Annotated in this window: 15 protein-coding genes; 6 read left to right on the forward strand and 9 right to left on the reverse strand. The window is 49.4% G+C overall.

What is annotated here, in order from left to right; translation table 11 throughout:
- The first annotated feature begins 13 nt into the window (after positions 1-13).
- Complete coding sequence (locus FPG75_RS17510; protein ID WP_143308312.1) at positions 14-955, forward strand: alpha/beta hydrolase; 942 nt, start codon at positions 14-16, stop codon at positions 953-955.
- A gap of 191 nt (positions 956-1,146) precedes the next feature.
- On the opposite strand, the gene FPG75_RS17515 is transcribed toward FPG75_RS17510, so the two are convergent.
- The 6 genes from FPG75_RS17515 to FPG75_RS17540 form a co-directional block, all read right to left on the reverse strand.
- A complete protein-coding gene (locus FPG75_RS17515; protein WP_143308314.1) occupies positions 1,147-1,713 on the reverse strand; it encodes a L,D-transpeptidase family protein in 567 nt (188 codons plus the stop codon).
- An 85-nt stretch (positions 1,714-1,798) separates the two neighbouring features.
- Positions 1,799-4,741: a M16 family metallopeptidase gene (locus tag FPG75_RS17520; RefSeq protein ID WP_143308316.1), complete on the reverse strand. Its 2,943-nt coding sequence runs from the start codon at positions 4,739-4,741 to the stop codon at positions 1,799-1,801.
- Positions 4,742-4,900: 159 nt separating this feature from the next.
- Positions 4,901-5,269, reverse strand: coding sequence for a hypothetical protein (locus FPG75_RS17525; protein ID WP_143308318.1), 369 nt, complete (start codon positions 5,267-5,269; stop codon positions 4,901-4,903).
- A gap of 31 nt (positions 5,270-5,300) precedes the next feature.
- Entirely contained in the window at positions 5,301-6,239 is a 939-nt protein-coding gene (locus FPG75_RS17530; protein WP_143308320.1) for an outer membrane beta-barrel protein, read from the reverse strand.
- Between the two features lie 16 nt (positions 6,240-6,255).
- Positions 6,256-7,305: a hypothetical protein gene (locus FPG75_RS17535; protein WP_143308321.1), complete on the reverse strand. Its 1,050-nt coding sequence runs from the start codon at positions 7,303-7,305 to the stop codon at positions 6,256-6,258.
- A 27-nt stretch (positions 7,306-7,332) separates the two neighbouring features.
- Entirely contained in the window at positions 7,333-7,818 is a 486-nt protein-coding gene (locus tag FPG75_RS17540; protein ID WP_143308323.1) for an RNA polymerase sigma factor, read from the reverse strand.
- Positions 7,819-8,179: 361 nt separating this feature from the next.
- On the opposite strand from FPG75_RS17540, the gene kbl reads away from it, so the two are divergent.
- The 4 genes from kbl to FPG75_RS17560 all read left to right on the forward strand — a co-directional run bounded on the left by kbl (position 8,180) and on the right by FPG75_RS17560 (position 12,328).
- A complete protein-coding gene (gene kbl / locus FPG75_RS17545) occupies positions 8,180-9,367 on the forward strand; it encodes a glycine C-acetyltransferase (protein WP_143308325.1) in 1,188 nt (395 codons plus the stop codon).
- A 106-nt stretch (positions 9,368-9,473) separates the two neighbouring features.
- A complete protein-coding gene (gene blaOXA / locus FPG75_RS17550) occupies positions 9,474-10,286 on the forward strand; it encodes a class D beta-lactamase (protein ID WP_236652823.1) in 813 nt (270 codons plus the stop codon).
- Positions 10,287-10,513: 227 nt separating this feature from the next.
- On the forward strand, positions 10,514-11,542 hold the full coding sequence (locus FPG75_RS17555; protein WP_143308327.1) for a VWA domain-containing protein: 1,029 nt from the start codon (positions 10,514-10,516) through the stop codon (positions 11,540-11,542).
- 42 nt (positions 11,543-11,584) lie between these two features.
- Complete coding sequence (locus FPG75_RS17560) at positions 11,585-12,328, forward strand: tetratricopeptide repeat protein (protein WP_201747978.1); 744 nt, start codon at positions 11,585-11,587, stop codon at positions 12,326-12,328.
- Here the strand turns inward: FPG75_RS17560 and FPG75_RS17565 are convergent, their stop codons facing one another.
- Positions 12,329-13,102, reverse strand: a complete 774-nt coding sequence (locus tag FPG75_RS17565; protein WP_143308331.1) for a helix-turn-helix transcriptional regulator — start codon at positions 13,100-13,102, stop codon at positions 12,329-12,331.
- A 90-nt stretch (positions 13,103-13,192) separates the two neighbouring features.
- On the opposite strand from FPG75_RS17565, the gene def reads away from it, so the two are divergent.
- Positions 13,193-13,714 carry a peptide deformylase gene (def, locus tag FPG75_RS17570; protein WP_143308334.1) on the forward strand — a complete coding sequence of 174 codons (522 nt, stop codon included), beginning with the start codon at positions 13,193-13,195 and terminating at the stop codon, positions 13,712-13,714.
- A gap of 211 nt (positions 13,715-13,925) precedes the next feature.
- Here def and FPG75_RS17575 read toward each other — a convergent pair whose 3' ends face one another.
- Entirely contained in the window at positions 13,926-15,050 is a 1,125-nt protein-coding gene (locus FPG75_RS17575) for an efflux RND transporter periplasmic adaptor subunit (protein ID WP_161596838.1), read from the reverse strand.
- A gap of 43 nt (positions 15,051-15,093) precedes the next feature.
- The gene (locus tag FPG75_RS17580) at positions 15,094-18,339 is read right to left on the reverse strand and encodes an efflux RND transporter permease subunit (RefSeq protein ID WP_143308337.1); all 3,246 of its coding nucleotides are present in this window, start codon (positions 18,337-18,339) and stop codon (positions 15,094-15,096) included.

Below are 18,339 nucleotides of genomic sequence, written 5' to 3' on the forward strand. Positions count from 1 at the left end.
ACTTCTTATCCGCATGAAGCAATTGAAACGTGCCGGCTATACGTTGTTGAGCCTGGTCCTCCTGCTCAACTTTATTGCAGCTTTTCACGCCTGGAAATTCACCCATTTTTACGACGATGCGCATCACATCAACAAACGCCCCGAACAAATGAGTGTGGGCGAAAAAATGCAGATCGTATTGTTAGGCGTACGTATTTCCAAATACGTGATCAGGCATCAACCGGAAGTTCCTTTTGAAACCATTTCTCTTTATACCGCTGATAGCCTTCGCCTGGAAGGCTGGTGGATACCGGTATCCCAAGCCAAAGGCACGGTTATATTATTCCATGGATACAACGGTGGCAAAGACGGTACACTGGCCGAAGCGGCCTATTTCCGCCAGCTGGGATATAACACTTTCCTGCTTGATTTCCGCGCTTCGGGCAACAGTGAAGGCCATACCTGTAGCATTGGTTATTACGAAAAAGAAGAAGTAAAGCTGGCATATGACTATGTGCAGCGCCGTACACCACAACCTGTGATACTCTGGGGCATGAGCATGGGCGCCGCAGCCGTCCTGCACGCTGTTTCCAGCTATGGTTTGCAACCGCAAAAGGTGATCCTTGAGTGCCCCTACGCCACCCTGGTAGATGCCGTTAAAAGCCGCATGCGTTCTGTGCATCTGCCTGGCACTCCGCTATCACAGCTGCTTACCTTCTGGGGCGGCCTTGAGCAGGGGTTCTGGGGTTTCAGCCTCAAACCGGCCCTTTATGCCCGCGATATGCACATGCCGGTATTATATTTCTGGGGCAAACAGGATATCCGGGTGATGCCTCATGAAACACAGGAAATCTATGCTAACATCGCCAGTAAGGACAAGACATTGTATGTGCTTGAAAATGCCGGCCATGAGTCGTTCTGCAAAAAAGCGCCGGAGGTGTGGAAGCCAGCCGTAAAGCAATTTATGGATAAATAAAAAGCGCGCACCATCCGAGTGGAGCGCGCCCTTCACAGGGTCATACCCGACATATATATGGATTCATGATGTCCCGCGGCTGTGCTGCTGAACATCACTAGATGCATGGCAGATGTAGTATACAAAGATACCGACTATGGCTGCCGTAGTAAATCACTGTTGTAATACTTGCAAAAATCTTTCCTGTTTTTTTAACGGCGGATCACCACCGGGGTTCCAACTTTTAATATCTCATACAATTCGTTGACATCGGCATTTTTCATGGAGATACAACCCAGCGTCCAATTGATACGGGCATCTACGTAGTTGTCGCGGATACCAGAGTTAGTTTCCACGCCATGAATACCTATTCCGCCGCCTGGAGTGGCGCTTGCGGGCAGCTCGCCAGCCTCTTGCAGCTGATGAAATTTCTGCCAGGATGCTTCATTCGGATAATCCAGCAGCAGAAACCGGCTCCAGAGTTTATCGTATCGCTTGCTTAAAATGTGAAAGGTCCCTTCAGGTGTGCGGCGGTCGCCCTCAACTTTTTTATCCGTCTGATCGCGGTTGCCAAACACCACTTTGTAGATTTTTCTCAACGTTACATCTTCATATAAATACATCCGGTAATCGCTCTTGTCTATCAATAAAAAAACTTTATCTGCATCAATATTCTCCGGGGTAATCTTCACATTATACAAGTCAACATGGTTGATAAATCCAGATAAAGGCAATAGCAGCAATAGCGCTATACACCAACAAAGACGGCACTTTTCCATAGGGTATTAAATATGTCCTTAACGTAAGAAGGGCACTCTTTATTGTGAAAATAAAAAGTGCCCTTCTTTACCAAGATGAATATTATCAGTATCCGAAGATCTCTTCCATGGTGAGTTTTTTCACGTCGCCATATTTTTTAAGCTCGTCCACATTTACTTTCTTTTCGGACGCCACGATACAATATGTATATGGTTTGTGTGAGAGATTTTCGTCGTGGAATTTCTTCACATCATCGAAGCCCATCTTGTCGATAGCCTCATACACTTGTTTACGGATGTCAGTGTTCAGACCCAGTTTTTTTGCAGCGAGATAGCTGAAGATGATACCGTCGTTAGTGATACGCTCTGTTTCGATATCCTGCTTCATGCTTTGTTTGGCAGTAGCCAGCAGCTTATCGGAGCGGGGAATATCGTTGAGCAGTTCGTTCATACCGGCAACTGCCTCATTCATCTTGTCGGCCTGACTTCCTACATAAGCGATAGCAGAGTAGCGATCGTCTTTCTTGTCTGGCGAAGAATAGAAAGCATAGGTAGAATAAGCCAGGGCTTTGGATTCGCGGATGGTCTGGAACACGATAGAGCCCATGCCACCACCGAAGTAGGAGTTGAACAGCGTTACGATAGCGGTGTTATCAGGATTGTAAGCGCTGCTGTTTCTCAGCCAGTTCACTTCCGTTTGCACCATATCGTAGTCGGCGAAGAGCACCTGGTTTTTGTCCTGATTGTCTTTTACAAATTTCACAGGAGCGGGCACGTCTTTCAGGTTGGCAGCGAGCGGGTGCAGTTTTTTCACATCTGCGGCAGCGGTAGCCAGTGGTTGAGGGCCGTAATAGATAATGGTGTGTTTGTAAGTGGGCAGCTCATGGAGAATATTGGTCAGCTCAGCAGCGGAAATGCCTTCCAGCTCTGATTGTGATAATACGTTGTTAAACGGATTTTTTGCACCATACATGGCATAGTTCACAACGCCTCTCATGATAGCGCCCTTGTTGAGCTTACTATCGGAGCGGGCCTTGTTAGTGCGGCCTTTCAGCGCGGTAAGTGCAGCTTCATTAGGCTGGCAATTAGCGATCACGTGTTCGAACAAAGTAACTGCTTTATCAAAGTTTTCCTGCAGGCCGCTGATCGTGATGGTGGTTACTTCCGGGCCGGCAGCTACATTGAAGTTGCAGGCAATGTTGTAGAACTCTTTGCTGATCTGTTCCGGCGTGTATTTATCCGTACCGAGGAACTGCAGGTACTGAGCGGCCAGCGCCAGTTTCTTGTTGTTCCAGCTGCCCATATCAAAGCGGTAGTAGAGGCGGAAGAGACCATTATCTTTATTCTGCACGTACATCATATCGGTGTTACCGATAGTGGTTTTCTGTATGTCCTTGTCGTAATCCAGCCACTGTGGTTTCACTGGTGTAGCAGGGATGGAAGCCACTTTCAGCAGGAAGGGAGATTGAGCTTCACGGTTTACTTCTACCGGTGTGATGGCAGGTTTTTCTACCTTCTCGATGCTCTTGTCTTCACCCTTACGTTTATAAACGATCACATAGTTATCCTTCAGGTATTTGTTGGCGTAGTCAACTATCTGCTGTTTGGTAACTTTGCTCATATCGTCTACATAAGATACATCGTAGGCCCAGTTCTCACCTTTGCTTTTGATGAAGCCATCCATGATGGAAGTAGCGCGGTTGTTATTGCTTTCGAGGCCTTGCAGCTCTGCGAGCTTGGCGTTGTTGACGATGGCTTTCACCAGTGTTTCATCGAAGTCGCCTTTTCTCAGGATCTCGAGCTGACCGAGCAGCAGGCTTTTCACATCATCCAGTGATTGGCCTTGTTTGGCTTTACCAGACAGCAGCAGTACAGAGTAGTCTTTCAGGTTCAGTGTAGATGCGCTGGCGCTGAGCACTTTCTGTTGTTTGTTGATGTTGAGATCGAGCAGGCCGGCCTTTCCATTTTGCAGGATGCTGGAGAGCACGCCCAGTACTAAATTGGATTTTACGTCCAATGCGCCGGGTACGCGGAAGGCGATGTTGATGTTTTCTGCATCAGGGCCGAAAACTTCTCTCACCACGGGCGCGGTCATGGGCGCTTCAGGCGCAGGCTTGTATTCCTTTACCGGCTTGGGTTTCATGTAACCGAATTTCTGATCGATGGTTTTGATCACGTAATCCGGATCAAAGTCACCCGCCATTACAACGGCCATGTTGTTAGGCACGTAATATTCATTATAGAACTGGCGGATGGCTTTCAGGTTGGGATTTTTCAGGTGTTCTACGGTACCGATGGTAGACTGCTGCCCGTAGTTGTGTGTGGGGAATAGTGCTGCCAGCATGGTTTCGTAGGTTTTACGTCCGTCGTTGTCGAGGCCGCGGTTCTTTTCTTCGTATACGGCTTCGAGTTCGGTGTGGAACAGGCGGAAAACGGGGTCCCTGAAGCGTTCGGCTTGTACGGTGAGGTACTTGTCTACAGCGTTGGAGGGAATATCTTCTTCGTAGATGGTTTCTTCCACCCAGGTATGCGCGTTGGTGCCTTGTGCGCCCATCGCGGTCATCATTTTATCGTATTCGTTGGCGATGGCGTATTTGGCGGCGATGCCGGATACACTGTCGATTTCGTGGTATACGGCTTTGCGGGCGGCTGGATCAACGGTTTTGTTGTACTTGTCGTACAGGTTGTCGATCTTGTCGATATACGGCTTTTCTTTGGCCCAGTCGAGCGAACCATACTGTTCAGTGCCTTTGAACAGGAGGTGTTCGAGGTAGTGAGCGAGGCCTGTATGATCTTTGGGATCGTTGTTGGAGCCGGCGCGGGTACCGATCAATGTTTGGATACGGGGTTCCTTTTTGTTAACGCTGAGGATAACAGTGAGGCCGTTTTTCAGTTTGTAGAATCGGGCTTTCATGGGGTCGTTGGTTATATACTTGTAGTTATAACCTCCGGAGTTAGCCTCCTTCCATTCATATTTGCCTTGTGCGCCTGCGAAATGCAGCGAGCCGGCAAGTAGCAGCGATAATGCTGCTCTTTTGAGTGTGCTCATATTGTCAGGTAATAGTTGGTTTAATAATATAGGATATCAAATATAAAGGCATGCGGAAAATTTTCCGCAGTAAAATACGGAGATTTTATGAACGGTAAACGTGGGGACACTACAACCGATTGCCGGATGCAGAAACGGGGGTATTGACCTGTTATCAGATCAGGGGATCATGGTGCTAAGCGGTATATTGGGTCGCTTGCATACGAGTGCGCCCAATATGAAGGTATCTTCAGATGGCTGACTGATGGCTAATTTCCTGAGTTTGAGATGTTGCCGGGTGTGGCGGGGCGCCGGCATATTTTTCATCATCAGCGCATAGCGAGCGGGTATTGCTGTTTCGCCATTTCCGGTTTGTTTGTTGGAAACGGCTACCACGGGCACTTCCAGTGGCCTGTTATCAACGAAGGGCGCGCCGGAGAGGGCGCCGTCATTGTTGGCATCTGTACGGACGCCCAGGAAACGCTTTTCACAGGAATGAATCCATGCAATGCAGCCAATACATGCCATGAGGGCTACGAATGAACGCATAAACACAATTTAGAATCTGGTCAAGAAAAAATTAGAACCCGTTTAAACGGAGTCCGATCGAGAACGGGTACTGTTGGAGCCCGTAGTCGTGCAGTGCAGTAAGAGCGAAATTCGCGTACAATTTCACGGGGCCGTAGCCCAATTCGCTGGCAAGTCCAAACTTCCACTTGTTGAGATTGAAGTCATCAGTTTTTCTCACCTTTCCTCTCTCTTCACTGATCTGCTTGGTCCTGGATTTGATCAGATAACCGCCAGAGACACCAATGCTCGCCTGGAAAGCTCGTCCACGGCGGGCAGGGTTAGAATTGAAATTAAGCATTACCGGAACTGTGATGTATTCGGCAAACAGCTTGTTCTTCGAGAATTCAACCGTATCACGGATTATCTTAGTCGGATAGCCTGGTACATAGGTAATGTTCCGGGCGTATCTGTAGTTATTCATCTCTAGTCCTAAAGCATATAACAAGTTAAGTTTGTGTTTTGTTATATTAAGTCGCTGTTGGAACAACCAGATGTTAAAATTGATTGATTTTCCAGTGATAAGTTTAAATTCAGATGGCGTTAATGGCGCATTTGCCTCCCTTGGTGCAAAAGTGGCCAGGCCTACGGCGGAATAATCGTATGCTCTTGGTGTGGCGTTAGCGCCTGCGAAGTAGCCGGCGCTGTTGGTAAAGTAGTTCACGAAAGTAGTGCCGCTATAGTCGCTGCGATCGATATAGTTGTTAAACCCGATATCAAAAACAAACCACTTCGTTTGCAGGTTTTTCTTGAGTTTATTGCGCGTATAGGCGGTATCGTTATAGAACCGGTAGCTGGTACGGCCCTTTTCATTTTTTCCTTTGATAATGATCAAGCCCTTGATCTGTATGGTATCAGGGGTGGGTGCGGGGGTAGCAGTAACGGCATTCTGCGCATGAGCGATTCCACCACACAGCATCAACAACAAAAAAAGTAAAACTTTATGCTTCATATGCTTTTACCATAATTTATTTATTCTTTCTTCGGGAGAAGAATTTGGCCACGTTGGTGACCTTATCCAGTATTTTGCTGTCACTGCCGCTTACAGACATAATCAATTCGCCTTTGATGCTTTCGGATGCGGCGGGATGGATGGTGCTGGCTACTGCGTTGGTGTTGGCGGAGGTGGCCAGTACGGGTTCCTTGTCGGCGCCGGTTTTACCGGGAACATTTACGGCGATGCTGCTGACGGCGGGTTCCGGGGCGGTCACACGTTTCTCCATGATATCATCGGAGGTATTACGTGGGGGCGGCAGCTGCGACAGTACCGGGGCGTCCGGCGATTTTACTGAAGCGGCGGCCACTTGTGGCGCGCTGGTTTCCGGGGCGGGAGCAGGTGCATGTTTATGTGCAGAGGCTATGGCGGGCCTTCTCTTTTCTGTAATGGCTATTTCGTTTTTGGCAGCTGCCTGGTTATCCACTGCCATGGGTGCCGGCGTTATTGCCGGTGCGGCGGGTGTAACCTTTGCCGGCGCTACGTTGTGGGCCAGCTCGGGGCCTGCTGGCTGCTGCCGGCTTGCCGGCGGCAGGAGCCAAATGATCAGGCCGGCCACCACAGCAGCGGCGGCTCCCCACCAGATGGTGGGATACAGGCGTACCGGCTTGCGGTGATGCCTGTACAATACACTTTTATCTCCAAAAGTGATATTGGTATCGGGTGTTAGCTTGGCAGCCTGCAACAGCGCCAATTCCTTGCGGGCGGCAGGTTGCGCTGCCAGGTATTCTTCCAGGCGGAGCGCTTCGGCTGTGCTGAGCTCTCCATCGATATACCCCAGGAGCAAAGATTCGTAGCTGGCCGCCACCGTGCTTTCGCTGCGGTAGAGGGCCGCCTTGTTATCAAACACCACCTGATCATCCGGCACGAGACGGGCGGCCTGCAACAGGTCCAGCTCCTGCTGAATAACAGGATGCTGCCGGAGGAAGGCTTCCAACGCCGTCAACTCTTCCCCGTTCAGCTCACCATCGATGAAGCTGAGCAGGTAAGATTCGTAGTTTGATATGTTAATATCTACAGACAAAATAATTTATTATCAATTATATGAATATCATATTACATTTTCCATCTTGACAAGGTAATTTTTCAGATGGAGCCGTGCCCGGTGCAGATAAACCTTTACCTGGGACGGATTCAGTTCCATGATCTCACCGATCTCTTCATAGCTGTATCCTTCGTAATCTTTCAGCATAATCAGGGAGCGTTGTACTTCGCTGAGCCTTGACAGTGCTTCTGCGATCACTTCCCGCGCATTATTGACCTTTTGTTCTGATACTTTCTCTTCTTCCTTGAACTGGTCTACCAATGTAATCCGCTTCACCTTACGCACATGGTCGATCATATTGTGGTACGCGACTGTAAACAGGTATGACTTGGCCTTTTCAAAAGGCACATCCTGACAGTGTCTCCACAATATTTCGAACGCGTTCTGTACTACGTCTCTGGCATCTTCCGCATGCTCGAGATTCTTGACTATGAATCGAAAGAGGTTGTCCGAATACAGATCCACGCATTTATTGTACTCCTTTTCCGTCATTCCGGTGGCGCGGGGATTTTAGTGCTAATGTCCGACAAATACTTTAATACCCATCATGGACCCTGTCCATCTTTTTCCCACATGCTTCACTAAAATCATCCGCTGTCCTCTGTTCGTAGTTGTAGGAATTTTGAATTCGACTGACGATCAGCCATTTGTTTTAAATAATGGCGGACAGACCAGTTTTCCTTTACATGGCATTTATCATCATGATAGTACTATGACGGAGAGCAGTTCCTAAATGTTACACCTCCGTAAAACTTTTTACCCATAGCGGCTGTTGTGATCTGACGGACAGATAATCGTAATACTTTTAATGCCATTAACTTTGTTACATCGTTTCTAAATCAGGCAAAACCATATGAACAGCAAGTTTACGGCCCGTTTGCGGGAAGAACTGGATGAAATCAACAAAGCCGGTTTGTATAAAAGAGAGCGCATCATTACCTCCGAGCAGGGCGCTGAAATACAGGTAGGCGGTAAAACAGTGATCAATTTCTGTGCAAATAACTACTTGGGGCTGTCGTCGCACCCGGCAGTGATCAAGGCAGCCAAAGATGCCATCGATACCCATGGCTATGGCATGAGCAGTGTGCGTTTCATCTGCGGCACACAGGATATTCACCGGGAGCTGGAAGAAAAAATTTCCAAATTCCTCGGTACTGAAGACACCATTCTTTACGTAGCGGCCTTCGACGCCAATGGCGGCGTATTTGAACCCCTCTTCAATGAGCAGGACGCTATCATCTCCGACGCCCTCAACCATGCTTCTATCATCGACGGGGTGCGCCTTTGCAAGGCCCAGCGCTTCCGTTACGAACATAATAACATGGCCGACCTGGAAGCCAAACTCCAGGAAGCCCAAGGCTGTCGCAGCCGCATTATCGTTACAGACGGCTCTTTCAGCATGGATGGCACCATCGCCCAGCTGGACAAGATCTGTGACCTGGCGGATAAATATGATGCCATCGTGATGAGCGACGAAAGCCATTCTTCCGGCTTCCTCGGCAAAACAGGCCGCGGCACCCACGAATATCGTGGCGTAATGGGCCGTGTAGATATCATCACCGGCACCCTGGGCAAGGCCCTGGGCGGCGCTTCCGGCGGTTTCACCAGCGGCCCGAAAGAAGTGATCGATATCCTGCGCCAGCGCAGCCGTCCCTACCTGTTCTCCAACTCTGTAGCTCCCAGCATCGTAGGCGCTTCCATCGCCGTACTGGACATGCTCAGCGAGACAACGCAGCTGCGCGACAAACTGGAATACAACACTCAATATTTCCGTTCCAAGATGACCGAAGCAGGTTTCGATATCAAACCCGGCGATCACCCGATCGTGCCGGTAATGCTCTACGACGCCGTACTGAGCCAGCAGTTTGCTGATAAACTGCTGCAGGAAGGCATCTACGTGATCGGCTTCTTCTTCCCGGTAGTACCGAAAGGACAGGCCCGCATCCGTGTACAGCTGAGCGCCGGTCATGAGCAGGAGCACCTGGACAAAGCCATCGCCGCCTTCACCAAAGTGGGCAAGGAACTGGGCGTGATCAAATAGCAACCATACATCGTGATAATCATAAAGGCTCCGGAGCGATCCGGGGCTTTTTTTGTGCAATTGCCTGTTCATACGTTACTTTTGCAGCTGGTAAATCACTACAATCATGAAGCTTACGAAACGACTTGGCTGGATAATGGCCGCCATAGGCCTTTCACTGACAGCCTGTGCCCCCAACAATGTGAAAGTGGAAAAAAGCTGGGAAAAATATTTCACCCAATACAAAGTGGAAGGGACCTTCATGCTGTTCAGCAACAGCCAGGGCGAGTTCAAGGTATATAATCTCGACAGGGCTAAGGAACGCTTTTTACCCGCCTCTACTTTCAAGATATTCAATTCGCTCGTAGGGCTACAAACCGGCGCCATCAAGGATACCGGCATGGTGATCCCCTGGGATGGCGTTACCCGCAGCATACCGGAATGGAACAAAGACCTCAGCATACAGCAGGCTTTCAAAGTGTCTGCAGTACCCTATTTTCAGGAGGTAGCCCGTCGCATCGGCAAGGAAACCATGCAGCTGTGGCTCGATTCCGTAAAATATGGCAACATGAAAATGAGCCGTATCGATACTTTCTGGCTGGATAATTCCCTTCAGATCTCCCCCGATGAAGAACTCGGATTTGTAAAGAAATTATATTTCGACCAGCTGCCTTTCTCGAAAACAGCCATGAAAAAGGTGCGCGACGTAATGCTGATGGAGAAAACACCCAAATATGAACTGGCTTACAAAACAGGCCTGGGCAACGCAGGTAAAAAGAGAATCGGCTGGATCGTAGGCTGGATCGAAGAAAACAGGCATCCCAGCTTTTTTGTGCTCAACATAGAATCTGAAGACCCTAATGCCGATATGTCCGGCATCCGGATGAATATCCTGCGGAACATCCTCACCGATGCAGGATATTTCAAAGGAGAAATGTAGTCATTTAGGGATTTTTTGATTTACGGATTTTTTGATTTGATTGGAGCGGAGATGGACAGTGTTATCATCTCCGCTCCAATCAAATCAAAAAATCCGTAAATCAAAAATTTCGTAAATCCGTTAAAAATTACCTAAACCCTTTTTCTGCCTCTTGGTTTACGTGACAAAAAAATTATTTTTGAGTTCTTACCTGGTTTACTACCGGTAATGGATATCTTAAAAAGTATATGTTACGTTTTCAGCATAGTGAATATTTGTGGGCGCTGACCTTGCTGTTGGTGCTTCAGCTGGCATTCCTGGCCGTTTCCTGGTGGAAACGCCGGTCGGTACGCCGCATCGGTGACCCTGCCCTGGTGGAGAAACTCTTTACCGGCTATTCCCGTAAACTATTCGTATTGAAGTTCCTGCTCATTTTTCTCGCTTTCTTTTTCGGGGTGCTGGGCGTCGCCAATCTGCAAAAGGGCAGCCGAATGGAGAAGATCACCCGCAAAGGCGTAGATGTGATGATCGCGCTGGATGTGAGCAAAAGTATGCTGGCAGCGGATATCCAGCCAGACAGGCTCACACGCGCCAAGCAGCTGATCACCAAACTGATGGACAAGCTCGATAATGACCGTATCGGTTTGGTGGTGTTTGCCGGCAACGCCTATCTTCAGATGCCGCTTACCGTGGATTATTCCGCCGCTAAAATGTACCTCAGCACCGTATCCCCGGATATGATACCCACACAGGGAACCGCCATCGGGCAAGCGATACAGACCGCCGACGATGCTTTCAATAAAAAAGAACGGAAACACAAAGCCCTCATCCTCATCTCTGACGGTGAAGATCATGACGAATCCGCAATCGCAAAAACCAAAGCAGCTTTCGAAAACGGCGTAGTGACCAGCACCATCGGGATCGGCTCTCCTACCGGCTCTCCGCTCCCCGATCCGGAAACCGGCGGCTACAAAAAAGATCGTGAAGGCAATACCGTGATCTCCAAACTCAATGAGAATGAGCTGAAAGGCATCGCTGCGGCCGGCAAAGGCATCTACGACCATCTTGATAATAACACGGATGACGTGGTGAACACCCTGGCCGCCAAGATCGATAGCATGGAGCAGAAAGAGTTCGGTGAAAACATCTTCACAGATTACAACAGCTATTTTCAATATTTCCTGGGCGTGAGCCTGGCCTTGCTGCTGATAGAGTTTTTCATCCCGGAAGTGCGCCGCAAGCGCATTCCCGCCAGCACAGCCGTTGCCCAGGCGTAATCATCTCAACAGATCATGAAAATAAAATTTATAAAATATTGCATGTTGGTTACTGTTGCACTGCTGGGCAGCCTTGCCGCTTTTGCACAGAACGGCAGCAATAAATATATCCGCAAAGGCAACGAGCTGTATAGCAAACAACAATACACCGATGCGGAAGCCAACTACAAAAAAGCACTGGAAAAGAACGGACAATCGGCCATCGGCAATTATAACCTCGGCAACTCCCTCTACCAGCAAAAACGCTATGACGATGCCCGCGCACAATACGCCAACAGCCTGAAACTGGCAGATAAGAACAATCTCAAGTCGGACGCTGATTATAACATCGGCAACACTTTCATGGAGAATAAAAAATGGGAAGAGAGTATCAAGTCGTATAAACAGGCGCTCAAAATCAACCCTGCCGATGAAGATGCCCGCTACAACCTCGCTTACGCACAAGCGATGCTGAAGAAACAACAGAACCAAGGTGGCGGCGGCAAGAACGACAAAGACAAAAAAGACAAGAACAAAGACAAAGACAAAAATAAAGATCAGAACAAAGACCAGAATAAAGACCAGAACAAGGATAAAAACAAAGACCAGCAGAATAAGGACCAGAACAAGGATCAGAATAAAGATAAAGACAAGGAAGAACAGCAGAAGCCAGAACCACAGCCCAGCAAAATGAACAAGCAAGAGGCAGAACGCCTGTTACAGGCCTTGTCGCAGGAAGAAAAGAAATTGCAGGACAAAGCCAAGAAAGTAAAGGGGCAGCCTGTTCCTGTTGAAAAAGACTGGTGATCAGCGGATCGTAGAAGGGATGCAGCCTGTATATCTTTTACAGGCTTTGATAAAATGATTCTGGTCGTAATAGCCATTGTTTAACGCAATACCAGTGAGGGATTGCTGTTCCAGCGCCATATCCAGGTAGGCGTGTAAAAAACGGATATTATCAATATATAGTTTGGGAGTGATGCCCAGCTGTTGCCTGAAATTTCTTTCCAGCCACTTATAGTTTACACGATTTATGCTGCACAGCGCTGCCACGCTGATATTGCCTTTCGCTGCATACACCTGTTGCACGGCGGCTTGCAGCAGATAGTTGCCCATGACATCTTTCTGTAATTGTTCTTCCAGAAAATGATCCAGCAAGCGCGCCTGTTCCCGTTTATTTCGCAATTGCCGCAAAGCTGCTACTGGCAAGGCTTCCCACACTTCCTTTGCGGCCGTCAGCAATTTTGTTCCATTTCTCGCCTGTAATCTCGATAGCCCATCTGCGGTGAAACGGATGATCAGCAAGCGTGTGCCCGGCTGGAGATGAATGTAAGTTTGTTGCAAGGCGCCATTACAGAAGAAAGCGTCTCTTACCACGAAATGACATGCGCCGCTGAAAGTAACCGTGGTATCACTCAGCAGTATCACCAACGATGGTTGTCCATCCAATGCTGCCCATGTCCGCTCTTGCTGCCGGTGCGTATACCAGCAATAAGCTGTTACGGCCTGCAACAACGCAGCAGCCGGCCGCTGCGTATACAGCTGGCGACGGTAAATATGAACAAGGAGATCTATTGGCATACCGTAAAGGTAGCACTAATGGAGATGTCTGCAAGTGTCCAAAATCTACTATCTGCATTGATAACGAGATGCGTTCTTTGCAACAAAAAGATGATACTACCTATTGTAGCTTATGGCAGCAACATACTACGACGTATATGCGATCCCGTTACTCATCAAACCCCTGCCCTGCCGCAGCTGACCCTTGACATGTGGGATACCTTGCGCCGCGCTGGCGGCGTGGGGCTGGCCGCTCCGCAACTAGGAAAAGCCCTGCGGCTATTTGTGATCAACAGCGAAACACATGATTTCAGACAAGCCTTTCTTAACCCGGTGATCATCGATCAGAGTGAAACGATGACAACAGATACAGAAGGATGCCTGAGCATCCCGGGGATATGGGAAGACATCTCCCGGCCGGAAAGTATTTTAATACGGTATGAAGATGAAAATTTCATATTCCGAGAAAACGCCTTCCATGGCGATCTTGCGCGCATGATACAGCATGAGTATGATCATATCAACGGGAAGCTGATGATCGACTATCTCCCGCCGCTCCGTAAACAATTACTTCAACACAAATTGAAAATGATCAGCACTGGTAAAATCCGTGCGCCCTACCCCATGAAATAAAAAAACCGGAATAAGATTATTCCGGCCGTTTTACCTAAACCTACAACTGTTACGCAATTGTAACATCATCTTTCATTCATTCGTGAGAAATTTGAGGTCGGCGCCCACACTGGTTAAACGGTCACTCTTTACCTTTTATCCTGACTGATTAATCGTTATTCATCACTCTATAAATTAATCGGCAGGCGCCTCCCCAAACTTCAAACACACATTATTTTGTTGCCTGTAAAGGCGTTCCTTCTTTGATTTCGTCGCTGGCATTCTGTACGATCTCGTCATTGTCCGACAGGCTGCCGAAGATCTCTACTTTGCCGTTAGCTTCATTGCCTCTTTCTACCGGTACCCATACGGCTTTGCCGTTGGCGGCCCTGATCACAAACACTTTCTCGGAATTGCTCACCACAGCGGATTTAGGCACAACGTACACATCTTTTTTACCAGGCAGCGGCACCTGTACATCAGCGTACATGCCAGGGAGCAGTTTTTTGTCTTTGTTGATGATATCCATTTCCAGCTGCTCTGAGCGCAGGCGGGTGTCGAGGCTGCCCGCGATACGGTTTACCTGTGCGGTGAAAGTATCGCCTGGCAGGGATTTCACGGTGAAGCGCACCAGGGAGGCATTTTTCACATCGTCTGTATATATTTCCGGTACTGCAATCGCGAGACGTAATTTTTGTTGCTCCTCGAGGCGGAACAGCGGCTTATCGGAGCCTTTACCCGCCGGGCCAACATAGGTGCCCGGGTGCACATTACGCTGACTGATCACACCACTGAATGGCGCCCTAATAGTAAGGTATCCTAACATTTGTTGTACTTCATGATAGGAAGAGCGGGCGGATAGCAGTTCGGCGCTGTCGGCGCTCATTTTTTCCAGTGCCATTTCCAGGTCGTTGGGAGAGATCGTACCCGGCACGCGGCTGGTTTTGAGCAGGCGCTCGTAAGTGGCCCTGCTGGCGCGGAACATCGCCTCTTTGGTATGCAGGCGCGATTGCGCTTCCAGCAGTTGCGTATTCATTTCAGGGGCATCGAGTGTAGCAAGCACCTGGCCGGCGCTCACCTGGCTGCCCATATCCACGCTTACATTTTTCACATAGCTGTTCACTTTCGCGTAGAGGTCGGCGAACTGGAAAGGTTTCACTTCTCCGGGTAATTTCAGCTGGGCATCCAGCTGGCTTTTCTGCAGGCGTATGGTCTTTACCTGTACACCCTTATTGCTGGCAACATCGCTTTCATCTTCCGCATGCGTGCTGTGGCAAGCGGTGAAAAACAAGCCCAGTGGCAGTAATGCCGCCGCCGTCATGATCCGGAACTTAGGGTTGTAATGAATCGTATTCATGGTATTTAAAGATCGTTTAGTCGTTATAGTTATCATTACTTTATCAGGCATATTTAGGACCTGGCACATACACCGGGCTGCTTTCATCTTCAGGATCCAGTGAAATAGATGTTGTTGTTGCTTTCTTTTGTACCCAGGAGAAGATCAGCGGAAGGATGAACACCGATGCCAGGGTGCTGGCGATGAGCCCTCCTATCACGGCGCGGCCCAGTGGCGCAGTTTGATCGCCGGCTTCGCCGAGGCCGGAAGCCATCGGAATCATACCTACAGCCATCGCGATGCTCGTCATCAGGATGGGGCGCAAGCGGATGGAAGTGCCTTCCAGCGCGGATTGTGTGGCATCGCCATTTTCTCTCCTCAATTTCTCTGCATTGGTCACCAACAGGATAGCATTGGAAACGGACACGCCTACTGACATGATGATGCCCATGTAGCTTTGCAGGTTGAGCGTGGAGCCAGTGGCGAGCAGCATGAGCAGCGAGCCTGCAAGTACTGCCGGGATGGTACTGATAGATACCAGCGCCACTTTGAATGATTGGAAGTTGGCAGCCAGCAGCAACAATATCACGATGATTGCCACGGCAAGACCAGCCTGCAGGCTGTCGAGCGTTTCATCGAGCAGGTTCATGAGGCCGCGTTTTTCCACGGTGATGCCGCGGGGCGGCTCTCCTGCATGTTTGATAGCCCGCTCTACAGCTTCGGTAGCGGAGCCGAGATCTTTCTTATGAATGTTGGCGCCGATAGAGATAATACGTACTGCGCCGATACGATCGTATTCACCGATTACGGTATCGGGTTGCAAGGAGGCTACATCACCGAGTGATGGGCGTGCCTTGTCTTTACTGAGCGGAATCGCGGCGAGGTCGTCTATTGCGGCCATATTATTTTCCGGAACAGATACCTGCACAAAATACGATGTTGCATTTTTCTCGTCAAGCCATACGTTCTTTTCCGTGAAGCGGCTGGAAGAAGTAGCGGCAGTGAGAGAGCGGGCGATCTCTCCGATGGAGAGGCCCAGCTGTGCGGCTCTTTCGCGGTCGATGTTGATGCGGATAGCCGGGTAATTCATGGCCTGGTTGAGCTGCACATCGCGGAGATAGGGGATCTTCTTCATTTCAGCGAGGATCTTCTCTGCGTAAGGCCTGCTCTCTTTCAGGTTTTTACCCATCACGGCCACCTCAATGGGGGTGCTGGCGCCCTGACTCATCACCTTGTCGGTGAGGTCGATTGGTTCAAAGCTCATCGTTACTTCCGGCATCTTTTCGTGGATGCGTTTCCGTAGTTTTTCTTTCAGCTTGTCCAGGTTCACCTTGTAATCTTCTTTTAGATTCACTTGCAGCACTGCCTCATTGGGGCCGGCCATGAAGAGGTAAATGGGATTGGTGGAATACGACGACGGATGCATCCCGATGAAGGAAGACGTAATGTCGATGTTGTTGGCACCAACGATCTCCTTCAAAATATCCGTCGTATTGATAAGCATGGCCTCCGTCCGTTCGATGCGGGTGCCGGTTGGCTCCTTGAGCCTTAATTGAAATTGTCCGTTATTGAGTTTAGGTAATATATCACGGCCAATAATACTTGCACATAATACCACTACGCCTCCTATCACCAGGAAATAGGCGCCTATCACCAGTTTGCGGCGTTTCATCAGGCTTTCGAGCCATCCCATGAAACGCAGCTTGAACTTATCGAAGCGTGAAAGGTCCTGCTGGTGCGACTTTTCACTGGCCAGCTCCGTTTCAATATAATCGGCTGTTTTGTGGGTATCGCTGCTGTGTACATGATGATGCACCGGTGCATGCCTGAATTTATCTGCCTTCAATATCCAGTTCGACAATACCGGTACCATGGTTTGTGAGAGCAGGTAAGAGGCGATCATCGAGAAGCCGATCGCCAGCGAGAGCGGCAGGAACATGGCACGGGGCACGCCGGTCATGGTGAAGGAAGGCACGAACACGGCAAGGATACACAGCAGGATCAACAGTTTCGGGAACGCGATCTCCTGACAGGCATGCCAGATGGCTTGCGCCTTCGGCTTGCCCATCTCCAGGTGCTGGTGGATATTCTCGATCGTTACGGTGGACTCATCTACCAATATCCCGATGGCGAGCGCAAGCCCGCTCAGCGTCATGATATTGATGGTTTGCCCTGCGAGCTTGAGGAACATCACACCGATGATCACGGATACCGGGATGGTGATGATCACAATGTAGGCGCTACGGCGGTCGCCGAGAAAGAGCAGCACCATCAGCGCTGTGAGCACAGCGCCGATCACTCCTTCACTGATGAGGCTTTTCACGGCATTCACTACATATACGCTCTGATCGAATACGAAAGATATTTTCACATCTTCCGGTAATAATTTCTGAATATTCGGTAATGCTTTTTTAAGATTGTTCACGACTGTCCAGGTAGAGGCGTCTGCTGTTTTGATTACGGGAAGATAAACAGAGCGCTTGCCATTGATCACGGCATAGCTGGAAGTGATGTCGGCGGCGTCTTCCACTTTGGCTACGTCGCGCACGAATATAGTAGGACCGCTGCCGGATACCAGCGGAATGTTCTCAAACTCTTTCACAGTGCGGATCACGGTGTTGGCAGGCGTGAGATAGGTAACATCGCCGATACGCACGTTACCTGCGGGAGATATCTGGTTATTATCCTTGACGGCGGCCACGATCTGATCGGGTGTGAGGTTATGGCTGCGCATCAGTTGCGGATCTACGTGGATCACGATGGTACGGGAGTTACCGCCGAAAGGAGCAGGAGATGTCAGCCCTGCTATGCGGCTGAACGAAGGACGTACGATGGTCATCGCGAGATCTTGCAGTTCGTTGTTGCTGCGGGTGGAGCTGCTCAATGCGAGCTGCCCGATCGGCAGTGTGGAAGCGTCGAAGCGGATGATAAACGGGGGTTGCGTACCAGGGGGCATCGCAGCAAAGGCACGATTAGCCATGGCCGTTACTTCCGCAGCTGCCTGCGCCATGTTGGTACCCTCATAGAAGGATATCTTGATCATGGTGAGGCCCTGGATATTTTTTGCTTCAATATCTTTTACACCTGTTACATACAGGAAGAGATTTGAGTAGTTGGTGGCGATGAAACCTTCCATCTGTTGTGGCGACATGCCGCCAAAGGGCTGCGATACATAGATCGCGGGCAGGTTCAGATCGGGGAAGATATCTATCTTGATGCTCCGCATGGAGGAAATACCAAAGAACAAAAGGCCCACCACTATTACCATAATAGCTATCGGTTTCTGTAATGCCGTTCTGATCAGGTTCAT

The sequence above is a fragment of the Chitinophaga vietnamensis genome (genome assembly GCF_902167635.1).
GTDB classification, from domain to species: Bacteria; Bacteroidota; Bacteroidia; order Chitinophagales; family Chitinophagaceae; genus Chitinophaga; species Chitinophaga vietnamensis.